General features: G+C 43.7%; 17 protein-coding genes and 1 riboswitch. Of the genes, 16 read left to right on the top strand and 1 reads right to left on the bottom strand.

Annotated elements, in window-relative coordinates; translation table 11 throughout:
* The first annotated feature begins 24 nt into the window (after window positions 1–24).
* The 13 genes from T515_RS01820 to T515_RS01875 all read left to right on the top strand — a co-directional run bounded on the left by T515_RS01820 (window position 25) and on the right by T515_RS01875 (window position 8,653).
* The gene (locus tag T515_RS01820) at window positions 25–615 is read left to right on the top strand and encodes a TetR/AcrR family transcriptional regulator (protein WP_036606908.1); all 591 of its coding nucleotides are present in this window, start codon (window positions 25–27) and stop codon (window positions 613–615) included.
* Between the two features lie 21 nt (window positions 616–636).
* Window positions 637–1,176 (top strand): GNAT family N-acetyltransferase, encoded by a 540-nt coding sequence (locus tag T515_RS01825; protein WP_242839309.1) that lies wholly within the window; start codon window positions 637–639, stop codon window positions 1,174–1,176.
* A 119-nt stretch (window positions 1,177–1,295) separates the two neighbouring features.
* A complete protein-coding gene (locus T515_RS17815) occupies window positions 1,296–1,499 on the top strand; it encodes a hypothetical protein (protein ID WP_036606910.1) in 204 nt (67 codons plus the stop codon).
* Between the two features lie 54 nt (window positions 1,500–1,553).
* Window positions 1,554–2,069 carry a GyrI-like domain-containing protein gene (locus T515_RS01835; RefSeq protein WP_051671330.1) on the top strand — a complete coding sequence of 172 codons (516 nt, stop codon included), beginning with the start codon at window positions 1,554–1,556 and terminating at the stop codon, window positions 2,067–2,069.
* Window positions 2,070–2,142: 73 nt separating this feature from the next.
* Window positions 2,143–2,301 carry a hypothetical protein gene (locus tag T515_RS17275; RefSeq protein ID WP_155988229.1) on the top strand — a complete coding sequence of 53 codons (159 nt, stop codon included), beginning with the start codon at window positions 2,143–2,145 and terminating at the stop codon, window positions 2,299–2,301.
* Window positions 2,298–2,570, top strand: a complete 273-nt coding sequence (locus T515_RS01840; protein ID WP_155988230.1) for a hypothetical protein — start codon at window positions 2,298–2,300, stop codon at window positions 2,568–2,570. Before T515_RS17275 ends, T515_RS01840 begins: the two co-directional genes overlap by 4 nt.
* A 32-nt stretch (window positions 2,571–2,602) precedes the next feature.
* Window positions 2,603–2,986, top strand: coding sequence for a VOC family protein (locus T515_RS01845; RefSeq protein WP_036606917.1), 384 nt, complete (start codon window positions 2,603–2,605; stop codon window positions 2,984–2,986).
* Window positions 2,987–3,014: 28 nt separating this feature from the next.
* Window positions 3,015–3,227: a hypothetical protein gene (locus T515_RS17280; protein ID WP_155988231.1), complete on the top strand. Its 213-nt coding sequence runs from the start codon at window positions 3,015–3,017 to the stop codon at window positions 3,225–3,227.
* Window positions 3,209–3,367 (top strand): hypothetical protein, encoded by a 159-nt coding sequence (locus T515_RS16970; RefSeq protein ID WP_197026381.1) that lies wholly within the window; start codon window positions 3,209–3,211, stop codon window positions 3,365–3,367. Before T515_RS17280 ends, T515_RS16970 begins: the two co-directional genes overlap by 19 nt.
* A 226-nt stretch (window positions 3,368–3,593) precedes the next feature.
* A complete protein-coding gene (locus T515_RS01855; protein ID WP_036606920.1) occupies window positions 3,594–4,511 on the top strand; it encodes a helix-turn-helix transcriptional regulator in 918 nt (305 codons plus the stop codon).
* Window positions 4,508–5,545 carry an isochorismatase family protein gene (locus tag T515_RS18540; protein ID WP_330372625.1) on the top strand — a complete coding sequence of 346 codons (1,038 nt, stop codon included), beginning with the start codon at window positions 4,508–4,510 and terminating at the stop codon, window positions 5,543–5,545. The genes T515_RS01855 and T515_RS18540 overlap by 4 nt, the downstream gene beginning before the upstream one ends.
* Before the next feature lie 53 nt (window positions 5,546–5,598).
* A complete protein-coding gene (locus T515_RS01870; protein ID WP_036606922.1) occupies window positions 5,599–6,351 on the top strand; it encodes an N-acetyltransferase in 753 nt (250 codons plus the stop codon).
* Between the two features lie 88 nt (window positions 6,352–6,439).
* A complete protein-coding gene (locus T515_RS01875; RefSeq protein ID WP_036606924.1) occupies window positions 6,440–8,653 on the top strand; it encodes an EAL domain-containing protein in 2,214 nt (737 codons plus the stop codon).
* A 142-nt stretch (window positions 8,654–8,795) separates the two neighbouring features.
* Here the strand turns inward: T515_RS01875 and T515_RS01880 are convergent, their stop codons facing one another.
* Window positions 8,796–9,461, bottom strand: a complete 666-nt coding sequence (locus tag T515_RS01880) for a hypothetical protein (protein WP_036606926.1) — start codon at window positions 9,459–9,461, stop codon at window positions 8,796–8,798.
* 176 nt (window positions 9,462–9,637) lie between these two features.
* Window positions 9,638–9,743: riboswitch (TPP riboswitch) on the top strand.
* A 165-nt stretch (window positions 9,744–9,908) separates the two neighbouring features.
* Here T515_RS01880 and cytX point away from each other — a divergent pair.
* The 3 genes from cytX (at window position 9,909) to T515_RS01895 (ending at window position 13,833) form a co-directional block, all read left to right on the top strand.
* Complete coding sequence (gene cytX / locus T515_RS01885) at window positions 9,909–11,093, top strand: putative hydroxymethylpyrimidine transporter CytX (protein WP_036606928.1); 1,185 nt, start codon at window positions 9,909–9,911, stop codon at window positions 11,091–11,093.
* Between the two features lie 295 nt (window positions 11,094–11,388).
* Window positions 11,389–12,174: a formyltransferase family protein gene (locus T515_RS01890; RefSeq protein ID WP_197026382.1), complete on the top strand. Its 786-nt coding sequence runs from the start codon at window positions 11,389–11,391 to the stop codon at window positions 12,172–12,174.
* A 27-nt stretch (window positions 12,175–12,201) separates the two neighbouring features.
* A complete protein-coding gene (locus T515_RS01895) occupies window positions 12,202–13,833 on the top strand; it encodes a PP2C family protein-serine/threonine phosphatase (RefSeq protein ID WP_051671333.1) in 1,632 nt (543 codons plus the stop codon).
* Window positions 13,834–13,848 lie beyond the last annotated feature (15 nt).

Consider the following 13,848-nt stretch of genomic DNA (forward strand, 5'->3'; position numbering starts at 1 on the left):
GTTAGCGAAGATTGGGAGGATATCATGTTAACAAAGCAAAGAATACTGGATGAAGCATTAACGCTGTTTGCTGAGAACGGATATGACGGAACCGGCGTAGATCTGATTGCTGAACGTGTCGGCATCAAGGGACCTTCCCTCTATAAGCACTATAAGGGGAAGGAAGAAATTCTAAATGCCCTGATAGATGCGGCTGAGGAACGTTATGAGGAGTACTTCGGATCGGAGAAGCATATCGGGAAACTGCCTCAGAGCCGGGAAGAGTTTATAAAGGTGACGATGGAAAGAATCTCATTTACGATGCGGGATCCCGTAATCCGTAAAACGCGGATGCTTCTTGTTCAGGAACAGTTCAGAAATGAAAGGATTTCCGAGGTTACGACCAGGCATCAGCTGGACGGAATACAGAGGATGTTTGCAAAGATCATCAAAGGTATGATGGATGAAGGTATCGTTAAGAATGATGATCCGGAACTGCTTGCGGTAGAACTAACCGCGCCTGCTGTTCTGCAGATTGCAAGGTCGGACAGGCAGCCGCAATATGAGGAAGAATGCATGGAATACATCGAAAAGCATTTACGGCATTTTTGCAAGGTATACATGAGAGAGGATTGATCAAACGGATTTAATCGTAGTATGGAGAAAACCTGTGACCCCAATAAAGCAGAAGTGGTTATCGGAACAGAAAGACTGTTTCTGCGGGAAATGAACATGGGCGACTATGAAGCACTTTATTCGGTCCTTGCGGATTCTGACAATATGCAGCACTATCCATATGCTTTTGATGAGGGAAGAGTCCGGGACTGGATAGAGAGGAACATGGAACGATATCGCAAGGATGGGTTCGGACTTTGGGCGGTATGCCTGAAGGATACGGGTGAAGTAATCGGCGACTGTGGGCTGACGCTGCAGGATATAGAAGGAGAAATGCTTCCGGAGATCGGATACCACATCCGTCGCGGCTGCCAGTGCAGAGGCTATGCAAAGGAAGCTGCATCAGCAGTACGGGATTGGGCGTTTAAGAATACAGATTACCCTGCGCTGTATTCATATTGTAAATATACAAATACAGCTTCCATAAAGACAGCGGAGGCTATCGGGATGAGATTTGACAGAGAATATTCTGATGAAGAAAACGGGATAACACATGTATCGGTAATATATCGGAGGACATGATCATGAATGAATACATTGCATATTGCGGGCTGGACTGTGAGGCTTGCGAAAAGGTAGGAGCAATTATAGGGAACAATCCTGATGCACGTGGCAGGCATTGAAAATGCCGGAAGCGTATGATGGCAAATGTAATAACAGGAATAAGAATCCTTGTGAGTGCGGCACTCCTGCTTTGTCCCGTGTTTTCTCCAATCTTTTATGCAATGTACGGGGACAAACTGATCCAGTACGATGCGCTTGCCGTTAATACGATCGTTAAAAACAAAAACAATGAAGTAAGTTCCTGTGATATCAGTCAGTCAGCAGATCTGCTGTTTGGATAGGACAGATTTGAACAGGAAATGACAGTAAAATTACAGGTTCAAGGAGGCGATCAAATGAATTGCAAAATAACAAAAATGTTCCAATTTAAGGTTATCGGTTTTCAAAAGGTATTTGATAACGATACCGCTTATCAGGAAATCCCGAAGTTCTGGGACAATATCTGCGAGAAGTATGCGGCAAATGTTTATGCAGGGAATGCTCCTGCAAATCCTTATGAGAAGGCTATCGTGGAGAACTGCATCGGTGAGTACGGTGTCTGCATCGACGATATCGGAGAGGGAAAGTTCCGTTATCTTGTGGCCGGTAAGTATGCCGGAGGCGAAGTTCCTGAAGGAATGGTGGTCTATGAGTTCCCTAGAGGTGATTGGGCAGTGTTTGACTGTATCGGCCCTATCCCGGAGGCATTGCAGAGCCTGAATACACAGATTTTCAAAGAGTGGCTTCCAGGGAATCCGGACTATGAACTTTGCGGGAATGCATCTGCAGAGTGGTATGACTGTGTAAATGGAGAAAAGACGGATAAGGATTACCACAGTGCGATATGGATCCCGGTAAAAAAGAAAGACTGAAAAAACCGAAAGCATTGTCTGAAAGAAGGATCGGGCAACCGGTTCTTCTTTCACAAGATGAAAGGAGTTCAAAATGAAAAGAAGACATAAAATAATATGTTACAGCGAAAGAGAAATGGACAGACGAGCAGATGCCTTGATAGAACAGGGATACAAGGTTGAGAGGTATTTAGGGGTACTGTATGTTCAGGCAATGTGCATCCCCACATATAAAGTGTTTTTTTGGAGGTGAACAAAAAAGAGGATATCCTGAATTCACTTGTAAATATTACACATCTGCGTACATGCAGGGAAGAATATAGGTTAGCACACGATGATGCGGTTTTAAGTAATATGGTATCAAAGGATAATTATCCGGATATTCCGATCATCCTCGTAACTCATTCATCAAAAGAATCTCAGGCTGCGTATAAGGCATTGGGATGTGTGCATGCTGAGGAGATAATACCCTGGATTGCAGATGAGGAGCCATTTGATGTACAGCTGGAATTTGTATTATAAATGGCTGTGTTCAGCAGAAGAGGTGGGGACAGATGAAGATAGAGCATATTGCTATGTATGTGAATGATTTGGAAGGAACCCGAGATTTCTTCGTAAAGTATCTTGGTGGGTTGTCAAATGATGGATATCATAATGAATTAACAGGATTCAGATCATACTTTATCACTTTTGATGACGGGGCAAGACTTGAGATCATGAATAAGCCCTCTATGGAAGATTCAGCAAAGATAGTCAATCGTACAGGGTATATTCATATAGCATTTTCGGTTGGAAGTGCTGAAGAGGTTGACCGTCTGACAAGAGTATTTCGAGAAGATGGATATGAAGTGATTAATGGTCCTCGAACAACAGGTGACGGATATTATGAAAGCTGTATTATCGGCGTAGAGGGAAATCAGATAGAGATTACAGTTTGAATTACTGTAGGATATATGACTAAGACAAATGGTTAAATACGAAATTATTGACTTGCCTATAATAGCGATTATTGGCAAGGAAGGCGTAGGCACGAAAGGAAAGAATTATTCATTTCTGAAAGGAGGCTTGAAAGGAATGTTTATTGCGGATATGATTGCCCCATGCGGACTGGACTGCAGCATCTGTAAACGTGCACTGGCTGAGACCGGCCCCTGTGCCGGATGCTCTGTAAGGAGCTGATTCCGGGGTATCTGGATGATGTGACCGGGGTATATCAGACTCCGCAGGGATACTATGTGAAGGACGAGGACGTGGATGAGTTTGATAAAGAGTTTCCGCCCAAAGAGAAACTGAAGCTTTTGGGACAGATATTCGGATAAGCGTTAGCAATTATAAGAGACCGCTGATGGAATTTTTAAGTCTGTCGGCGGTTTTTTGCGCGGTAAAGCCGTCATGCGGGCGTGCTTGCACTCACATTTGACGGCCTACGCGACATCGAGCAGCTTGCTGCGAGATTGTTGGCGAAAAAAAGTTTCATTGCTATAATAAACATGACATACAGCTGACATGTTAGATCTACTATGATACATACGGAGCGTGAGAGAAATGAAGATAGACAGACTTATCGGAATACTGTCCGTGCTGCTGCAGGAAGAGAAAACCACGGCACCGGAGCTGGCGGAACGATTTGAGGTATCGAGAAGGACAATCAACCGGGATATCGAGGATCTGTGCAAGGCGGGGATTCCCATAAGAACAGCGCAGGGAACCGGCGGCGGTATCAGCATTATGGACGGTTACCGGATGGACAGGACGATCCTGACATCAAAGGATATGCAGATGATCCTTGCAGGACTGCGAAGTCTGGACAGCGTGAGCGGAAGTAGCTATTATGGGCAGCTCATGGAGAAGATTCAAGCGGGATCCTCTGAGTTTATTACCGGCAGGGATTCCATTCTGATTGATCTGTCATCATGGTATCGGGAATCGCTTGCTCCGAAGATAGAGACCATACAGGATGCAATCGGGTTAAGGAAGACCATCAGATTTAAGTATTATTCTCCAGGCGGGGATACGGAAAGGGAAATAGAGCCTTATTATCTGATTTTCAAATGGACAAGCTGGTATGTTTATGGCTACTGTCTTATGAGAAACGATTTCAGACTATTTAAGCTGAATCGCATGGATAGTATTACGCATATAGCCTCCTTTGAAGGAAATCGTGAGGTTCCGCTGCCAGATCTTTCTAACGAGAAAGTATTCCCTGCGAAAGACCGGGTGAAAGCATTGTTTGATCCTTCGATGAAATGGCAGCTTGTGGAAGAGTATGGCGTGGATTCCTTTACGGAACAAGATGATGGAAGCCTGTTGTTTGAACGTGAGTATGCGGATGATGAGGGATTGCTTGCCTGGATTCTTTCATGCAGAGATATGGTGACTGTCCTGGAACCGGAGCGAATCAGGGAAAAGCTCTATCAGATTACCTCTGAAATAGCCAAAAGATATGAAGGAGAACGGGAATGAAAAACAAAGCGTTGGTCGTGATAGACCTTCAGAATGACATTACGAAGAATTACCAAAAGATCATAGGGCAGGTAAACAAGGCAATCGATTGGGCGATGTCGAACGATATGCATGTCGTCTATATCAGACACTACAATCTGTCGGAAAAGACAAGAACCTTTAAGTCGGACACAAAAGGGGCTGAGCTGGTTCCTGAAATGAAGGTGGTATCCGATAATATCTTTGTGAAGACGAAGGCAAATGCGCTTACGAGCGAGGAATTTACAGAGTTCATTGAAAAGAATGGAATTAACGAGTTCTTTATTGCCGGTGCGGATGCCACAGGCTGCGTAAAGTCCACATGCTTCAATATGACAAAGGCAGGATATAGCGTTCACGTGATATCCGATTGTGTTACAAGCTATGATCTGAAAAAGATGGATGAAATGTACGCATACTATGCGAAAAAGGGCTGTGAGGTCAAAGAACTTAAGGATTATATGGGGGGCGCTGATCGTCCGGTGGACGATCGTTTAGCGAGGACCGGAACGAAGTGGAGACAGAGTATGAGATTAGATGGTTTTGGGTTACTTGTAGAAGACATGGGGAAGATGATTCGCTTTTACAGGGATGTTCTCGGATTTGAGATCAAGGAAGAAGAGAATACTTCTAATGTTTATCTTGTAAAGGATGGAACGCTTTTTCTGCTTTACGGCAGGAAGGATTTTGAGAAGATGACAAGCCGGCGGTATGAGTATATAAAAGGACTGAACGGTCATTTTGAAATAGCGCTGTATGTCGATACTTTTGAAGAGGTGGATGAAGCATATAAGAAGGCCGTGGAAAATGGAGCGACATCCGTGCTGGAACCAGAACTTGAACCTTGGGGGTGCGGGTGTCCAGTGGACACCTCTCGCGAAGCGAGAAGCACCGACCGAGCCGGGAGGCGAGACCAGAGAACCTGCTATATCGCTGATCCGGAAGGCAACTTGATAGAGATCGGTTCCTGGAATAAGTCTTATGAAACAAAAGACTTGACGGAGGGGTGCACGTGAGAAGTTAAAAACAGTGATAAGGCATCCGATCAAAGTGAAAGGGGATTGATCTTATGGAATATATCAGAGTTACAAAGGATAACCTGGAAAAGGAACACATTTGCTGTGCTATTTCCAACAACAAGGATGCACAGGTATCTTCAAAGAAGGCGTGGCTTGCGGACAGATTTGATGAGGGGCTTGTATTCTTAAAAAGTGTGGAGCGCGGGAAGTGCTTCATCGAATATATCCCGGCAGAAAATGCGTGGGCTCCAATTGAGGCAGACGGGTATATGTATATAGACTGCCTGTGGGTGTCCGGATCTTTCAAGGGGCATGGATACTCAAGTGACCTGCTTTCCGAATGCATCAAAGACAGCAAGGAGAAGGGAAAGAAAGGACTTTGCATTCTTGCTGCAGCAAAGAAAAAGCCGTTTCTGGCTGATCCGAAATTCCTAAAGTACAAAGGCTTTATTGCCGGTGATGAAGCTGATAATGGGATACAGTTATGGTATCTGCCGTTTGAAAAAGGAACCGAGAAACCAGTGTTCAAGGAATGTGCCAGACATCCCCACATAGATGAGAGCGGTTATGTTCTTTACTATACGAATCAGTGCCCATTTAATGCAAAGTATGTACCGGTTTTGGAACAGACAGCGAAAGATAATGGTATTCCCTTCAAGGCGATTCACATAGAGAGCAGGGATGAAGCACAGAATGCCCCGACTCCGATCACGAATTATGCTCTTTTTCATGATGGAGAGTATGTAACAAATGAGCAGATGAACGATAAGAAGTTCCTAAAACTGGCCAATGGATCTTCTTAATATAAATTCGTGACTGCGCCGAAGTAATATACATATGATGGTAATGCTATGGAATAAACCATGCGTCGGGAAGGAATGGTGCATAGTCTTGAAAAGAGCTGATACTCAAAAACAGGTATTTACTATTTTTATCACTATTTTAATGTCACTGAACCTTATTACAGGGGTATTTGCCGGAACGGAAGAAGTTTCAAGGGATACCCTTTGTGTCGGCGTGCCTGTAGACAGGTGCCCTATGTTTTATCTCGATGATGAAGGCGGGATAACCGGCATAGGAGCCGATATGATGAGGGCTGTCTCGGAAGAAGCAGGCTACGACGTTTCCTTTAAACGTATAAATGAAGTGACTCTAAAGGAGGCTCTGGATAATGAAGAGTATGATGTTGTTATGCCCTTCGGAAGTGCCATTCCAAGCGCGGCAGGGCATGAAACCATTGTTTCGGAAAATCTGCTGCAGACTCCTTTTACCCTTGTAAAGGGTGGGGACAGAAATCTTTCTTCGATAAATAAGCTTAAAGTTGGGATGTTAAAATCCCTTGGGGGTGCAGCAGAGACTGTAAAGCAGCTTTTTCCGGGAATGGAAATAGTGTTTTACAACAGCATGGATGATTCTGTAAAAGCACTTCGAACAGGAGAGGTTGATGCTCTTCTGAACAATTCCTATGTATGGAGTTATGTGCTTCAAAAGCCTGCTTATGGAGATCTTTCGGTTCAGCCCTCAAATATGTTCTCAATGGATTTTCGTGTGGGAGCTATGGATACTCCGAAAGGTCATGAAATAATAGACCGGTTAAATGCCGGAATAGAGGCAGTGCCCGATACTCATCTTCAGGCCATAGTTCTTGACCATACCTCCAGAAAGCTCTATAAATATGATTTTTCCGATTATCTGTATCAGTACAGATGGTTTCTTATTTTCGGAGGAATGCTTTTTGCGGCCCTTATCATTATAACCACTATGAGAGTGAGGGTCATGAGACTTGAGCAGGAAGAAAAAGTGCGTCAGCTTATCGACAAGGATCCGCTTACGGGAGTCTTAAGTCTCAATGGTTTCAGAAAACGTGTTGAAGAGTTGCTTCGAGACCATCCTGATGTGCCGTACCTTATTTCATATAATAATATAAAGAATTTCAAATATATAAATGACAGTCTCGGTATGGCGGCCGGTGATGATCTGCTCAGATTCTGGGCCCAGAAATCTATGGAAGTCATGACCGAGGAAGATGCTATCGGCAGAATAGAGGGAGATCATTTTGTGGTTCTGAGAAAAGCCGGCGGGGATGAAAAAATGCTTCGTGATGAAATCGATGTGTTTGAACCGGTCAGAAACTTTTTTATCGACAAGGGCAAGGGAAACAAAGTACAGATCTGCAGTGGTGTCTATGTCCTGACTCCAAGGGATCATCAGATTATAGATGTTGATCATATGCTCGATTTCGCAAGAGTTGCGGAGAAAAGAGTCAGAGACAGTAAGAAAGACGGATATGAGTTCTATAATCCTGAGCAGTGGGAAAGAGGAAAGAGAAGCGCTCATATCATCGGGCATCTTCCTGTTGCCATTAAAGATGAAGAAATACAGGTATGGTACCAGCCTCAGGTGAACTATGAGACCGGAAAGATAACAGGAGCAGAGGCTCTTTGCAGATGGAATCATTCGAAACTCGGATGGTTACGTCCTGTGGAATTCATTCCGGCTTTGGAAGAAGCAGGTCTTATATACGATCTTGACTGTTATGTGTGGGAAAGAGTATGTCAGGATCTCAGGAAATGGAAAGATCAGGGTAAATACCGTTCTGTATCCGTGAATCTTGCCAGATGTGATATAAGCGAAGAAAGGAATATCTCCGGACACTTCTATGATTTGATAAAGAAGTATGGACTTGAACCTGATCAGCTTCATATTGAGATCACTGAAAACGCATATACAGAGGAACCTGAGCTTATCAAAAAAACAACGGAAGAGCTCAGAGAGTTCGGATTTCGTGTAGAAATGGATGATTTCGGAAGCGGATATTCTTCTCTTTCCATGCTCAAAGAAATTCCTATGGATCGTATAAAGCTGGATTTCCGTTTTCTTACTGGGGCAGGTGATCCTGAAAAAGGCCGTATCATAGTCAGCTATATTATAAAGATGGTTCATTCTCTTGGAATGGATATCATTGCAGAAGGTGTAGAAAAAATAAGCCAGGCGGATTATCTGAAAGAACAGGGCTGCACCGAGATGCAGGGCTACTATTTCCATAAACCTATGCCGGTTTCGGAATTTGAAGAATTGAATGACAGGATAGAAGCGGAGCAGTAAGAAATAAACCGGTTCGATGCCGTTTTACTAAACTCCCGGGGAATGTGTTGGAAATATTCCCCGGGAGTTTAGTATCGGATCTTGAGAATGAATCCCGGAAGTACCGGGAAGTATATATAAAAGGTGCGAAAGGGCTGATATTTCAGCCTTTTCGCACCTTTGCATTTACACATCGCTGTGCAATATAGTTATAAACAAAGTCGTAGTCGGAAGGTTCCACATAAATCTGATTATGGTCCAGAAGTTTATTGACCTTTATTACACACATCCATCTGCTGCCGATTACCTGTCGAACATTTATAAAATCCGAGGTAGAGGTATTGCGGGTCGCGGCAAGCATGCCTGTTCCGATGGTTCCGGCCCTTCCTGAAGCGATTCCAGCCATGGCTGTGAGCCATCCCAGGGCTTCCGATTTCTTAAACTGACTCGGCAGCTGTATATGGACTACCTTTTCCTCGTCCATTTCAAACAGAACCATATATTTAAAACCATACATTGCAGCCAGAATGATATATGATAAGATGACTACTCCTATAAAGAAAAGAATGACCCAAAAGCCTATTATCCATTCATCCGGATCTATGGCCGGGGTTATGCTTCCATCTTCGATAAGATCAATAAGCAGTGCAAATATGGCGATTATTGCTGCGGACATACCAAGAACCCTGAATACGGTAAATAAGATAACAGGATTTTTGAGCATAGGAAACTCATATATCCATCGGTACTTGCCGTCGGGACAGAGATAGACATTTTCCGTTACTCTTTCGCCATTGATGATTCCGGGTGTGTTCTGGTTATTGTTCATAGTTGTTCACCTCAAATTATCATAATAATGGTGGACATAAGAAATATATAACGCCACATGTTTCTATAGTATGGTATCGACACAAATTAACAGAAATATTCATTAAAGTATGTAATACGGGCAGTCTCTATCTGATATATTGACAGTATAATACTGTAAAAATATAATTGTAAGCGAACAATTTAACGGGGAGCTCGTAGACGGGCTGAGAGGGAATGATCAATTCCGACCCACAACCTGATTTGGATAATGCCAACGTAGGTAAATACCGTAATTTGATTTTATCAGTGGAAGCGTTGTCCCCCGTGGGCGGCGCTTTTTTTGTGATAAGGCCGTCAAGTGCATATCATGTGTACATGGTTATGTATTTGACAGCCAACGCGGAATCGAGTAGGGTATTTTCCCCTATTCGATTGGCAATATCCATTTTATTCTTGGAGGGATGATATGGAAAAAAAGACAACGGTTTTTGACAATGCACTTATCTGGTTCGGTGCGGGGGTATCGATAGCTGAGATACTGACAGGTACTTATCTGGCACCTCTGGGATTTCAGAGGGGACTCCTGGCTGTTCTGCTGGGACATCTTATCGGTGGCGTTCTGTTCTATCTTGCGGGGATGATAAGCGGACAAACCGGAAAGAGTGCCATGGAGACGGTTAAGATGACCTTTGGAAACCGGGGCGGAATGTTGTTTGCGGCACTGAATGTACTTCAGCTTGTAGGCTGGACTGCCATTATGATTTATGACGGGGCTCTTTCCGCTGCCGGAATATGGAATACGGATAAAAACATCTGGTGTCTGATCATCGGAGGGCTTATCATTCTGTGGATAATGGTAGGTGTGACTAATCTCGGAAAACTGAACCGTATTGCCATGACGGCACTTTTCATTCTTTCGGTGGTTCTATGTGTTGTTATAGTGAGACAGGGAGGGGGAACTGCGGCAGCTGAAAGCATATCCTTCGGTGCGGCTTTGGAACTGTCGGTTTCCATGCCTTTGTCATGGCTTCCTGTGGTGGGTGATTACACAAGAGAGGCCGGGGATGCCCACAGGTCAACATTGGCAAGCACCATAGTCTACAATCTGGTGAGCTGCTGGATGTTTCTTATCGGAATGGGGGCGGCGCTGCTCACGGGAACATCTGACATAGCTGAGATAATGCTTAGGGCAGGTCTGGGAGCGGCAGGGCTTCTCATTATAGTGTTTTCAACAGTTACCACAACATTTCTGGATGCATTTTCGGCCGGTATCTCAGGAGAATCTCTTACAAAGCAGTTGAGCGGAAAGTCTATGGCCATTGCGGCTGCAGTAGTGGGAATTGCAGGAGCTGTATTCTATCCTATGGATGATATCACAGGCTTTTTGTATCTGATCGGTTCGGTCTTTGCACCAATGGCGGCGGTTATGATAGGCACATGGTTCGTTCTCAAGACAAATTCAGAGCATAAGTCCTTCGATTTTGTGAATCTGCTCCTGTGGCTTGCCGGTTTTGTGCTTTATCGCTATCTCATGCAGCTGGATATTCCTGTGGGATATACGCTCCCTGATATTCTTTTCACTACCATACTCACGGTAATTGTAGGAAAAGTACTGATGGCTGATTACGGTCAGACCCGATACTCCGAATAACGAAATATCACACGCGCCCGACAGTCAGGAAGTGAACTCCTTCAGGACCTGTCCGGGTGCGATTTTTTTGTTTCAGGATATAATAACATGCCCTTAAATGTAAGCGCTTAACATGACGCAGAATCTTTAATACCACATCTTCGCGAATTAATGTCAAATTCAATGAAGTGTGGTATATTTAATAGTAATTATAAGGGACGCCTAATGCGTGAAAGGACAGGTTATGAAAGTAGTGTATTTGGGAACGGATGCAATGCTTCCTTGTTTTTCTTATTTCTTAAAAGAGCATGAAATCATGGCATTATATATATGCGGAAACAGAGAAGATTACTTTCGTGAAGAAGCTATCCGCAGGATGGCAGAAAAAGAAGGCATTCCTGTATTTAGTGAGACTATTGATGAGACGGCAGAAAGAAAGTTTATTGCTGAAGGCTGTCAGCTATTTGTCAGTGCGGACTATGGCAGAAAAATACCGGTTCTTCCGGAAGAAGATGGGTTTTTCGGGATAAACATTCATACAGCTCTGCTTCCGGAGGGGCGAAGCTATTGCCCTATAGAGTGTGCTCTTGAGAGGGGAGAGAGATGTACCGGAGTAACTATACATAAGCTGATATATGAGTTTGACAAGGGTGATATATTGATGCAGCAGGAAGTTCCTATCTGGAAAGACTGTGACAGTATAGATCTGTATCTCAAGTGTGCAAATGTAGCTGAAGCACTTCTTCGCGATATGATGAGGGATTTCACGAAGACCTGGAAGGAAGCGAAACCTCAAAAAGGGAAAGGTTCGACCTGGAAGCTAAGGGAATTCCAAAGGGCCAGACTCAGCCACGAGATGGATGTTGATGAAGCGTGGGAGATATACAGGATATATAATCGCATGACCAGAGTGAAAATAGATGAAGATGTCTATTTCGTACTGAGTATGGAAACAGGAAATGTGCCGATAAAGTATGATACAGTGAAACTTGGAGAGATTACATTGTTCCGCTTAAGAAACGGATATGTAAGACTGTTCCTTGAAAAGGCAGAGAACCCTAAAGCAGTATGGGAAAGTGAGAGTTATCCATTCAGATTTTGAAAAAAGGTGCTTTTATAGGAGGATAGTATGGGAGAGGGTAATGCAGCTTCAAAAAAACATTCATTGAGCAGGAAGTTTTTCATCAGGCTTCTCATTCTTTTTGTGGTCCTTTGGGCACTTATCAGTCTGAGCGTTACGATATTCTATAAAAACAACATGGAAGAAAAGTACACCCATACTGCTTTTTCCCAGGCACAGATCGCTGCCATGACTGTGGACGGAAATAAGATAAAAAAGTATGAGACAACGCTTGAGAAAGATGATTACTATGAGCAGGTTCTGAAAAAGCTGAAAGCTCAGAAGAGTGTATCCGGTTTAAAGTATCTTTATATAGTTGTTCCCAAGGAGGAGGAATACCTGTACATCTGGGATGCCGGAGATCCTGCTTCAGAAGAAGGTGTATGTGATCTTGGGGCTGCGGACAGCTATTACGGCGGTGGAGATGAGGTTATGAAAGCAGCATTTCGGGGTGATACCGGAGGCAGAATGCTTATTACCAGAAGCCCCAGTTACGGATATGTTGCATCAGCATTTTATCCTATATATGATTCCGAGGGTGAACCTGTGGCTTTGTCTTCGGTGGATATCTCCATGGAAGAGATTATTTCAGACATTCTCAAATTTCTTCTTGTCAATTCTCTTTTCATGATTTTTATTATGTTGCTGTCCAGTATTCTTTATTATAGAGCCATTTCAAGAAGCATCATTATGCCGGTTCAGAAGCTTGAAGAGATGGTCAAGCTTTTTGTTTCCAATCAGATGGAAAAGGGAGATGTTCTTGTTCCGGATATCCATACAGGTGACGAAATTGAGGAACTTGCAGACTCTTTCTCCAGAATGTCTGTTGAACTCAAAACATATATCAACAATTTTGAGACGGTAACCAAGGAAAAAGAAAGAATCAGTACCGAATTGCATGTTGCTACCCAGATTCAGGCAGATATGCTTCCCCGTATATTCCCGCCTTTCCCTTACAGAAAAGAGTTTGACCTGTATGCTTCCATGACTCCTGCAAAAGAGGTTGGAGGAGATTTTTATGATTTCTTCATGGTGGATGATGATCATATTGCGCTGGTTATCGCAGATGTATCCGGAAAGGGCGTTCCGGCAGCACTGTTCATGGTAATAGCAAAGACTCTGTTAAAGAACCGTTCACAGATGAAAGGTTCCACACCTACAGAGATTTTTGGAGATGTCAATAATCAGTTGTGTGAGGGCAATGAAGCAAGTCTGTTTGTAACGGTCTGGCTCTGCATAGTAGAGGTTTCAACCGGACATTGTATGGTTGCCAATGCGGGCCACGAGCATCCTGTGGTTAAGAGAAAAGGCGGCAGATATGAAGTAATTGACTATAAGCATTCGCCTGCTCTTGCGGTAATGGAAGATATGGTTTTCCGTCAGCATGATTTTCAGCTGGAGCCCGGAGATACTATCTTTGTTTACACAGATGGTGTTCCGGAGGCGACAAATGCTTCAAATGAACTTTTCGGAACCGAGCGTATGCTTGAGACATTAAATGCCGAACCTGAGGCCTGTGTGGAAGATGTTTTGCATAATATGAAAGCCGGTATTGATGCCTTTGTGAAGGATGCTCCGCAGTTTGATGACATTACTATGCTTGCTTTCCATTATAAAGGTTCATCTGATCAGGCAGACTAGAAATGGTACGTAGTA

The organism is Oribacterium sp. P6A1 (assembly GCF_000702885.1).
Lineage (GTDB): Bacteria > Bacillota > Clostridia > Lachnospirales > Lachnospiraceae > Oribacterium.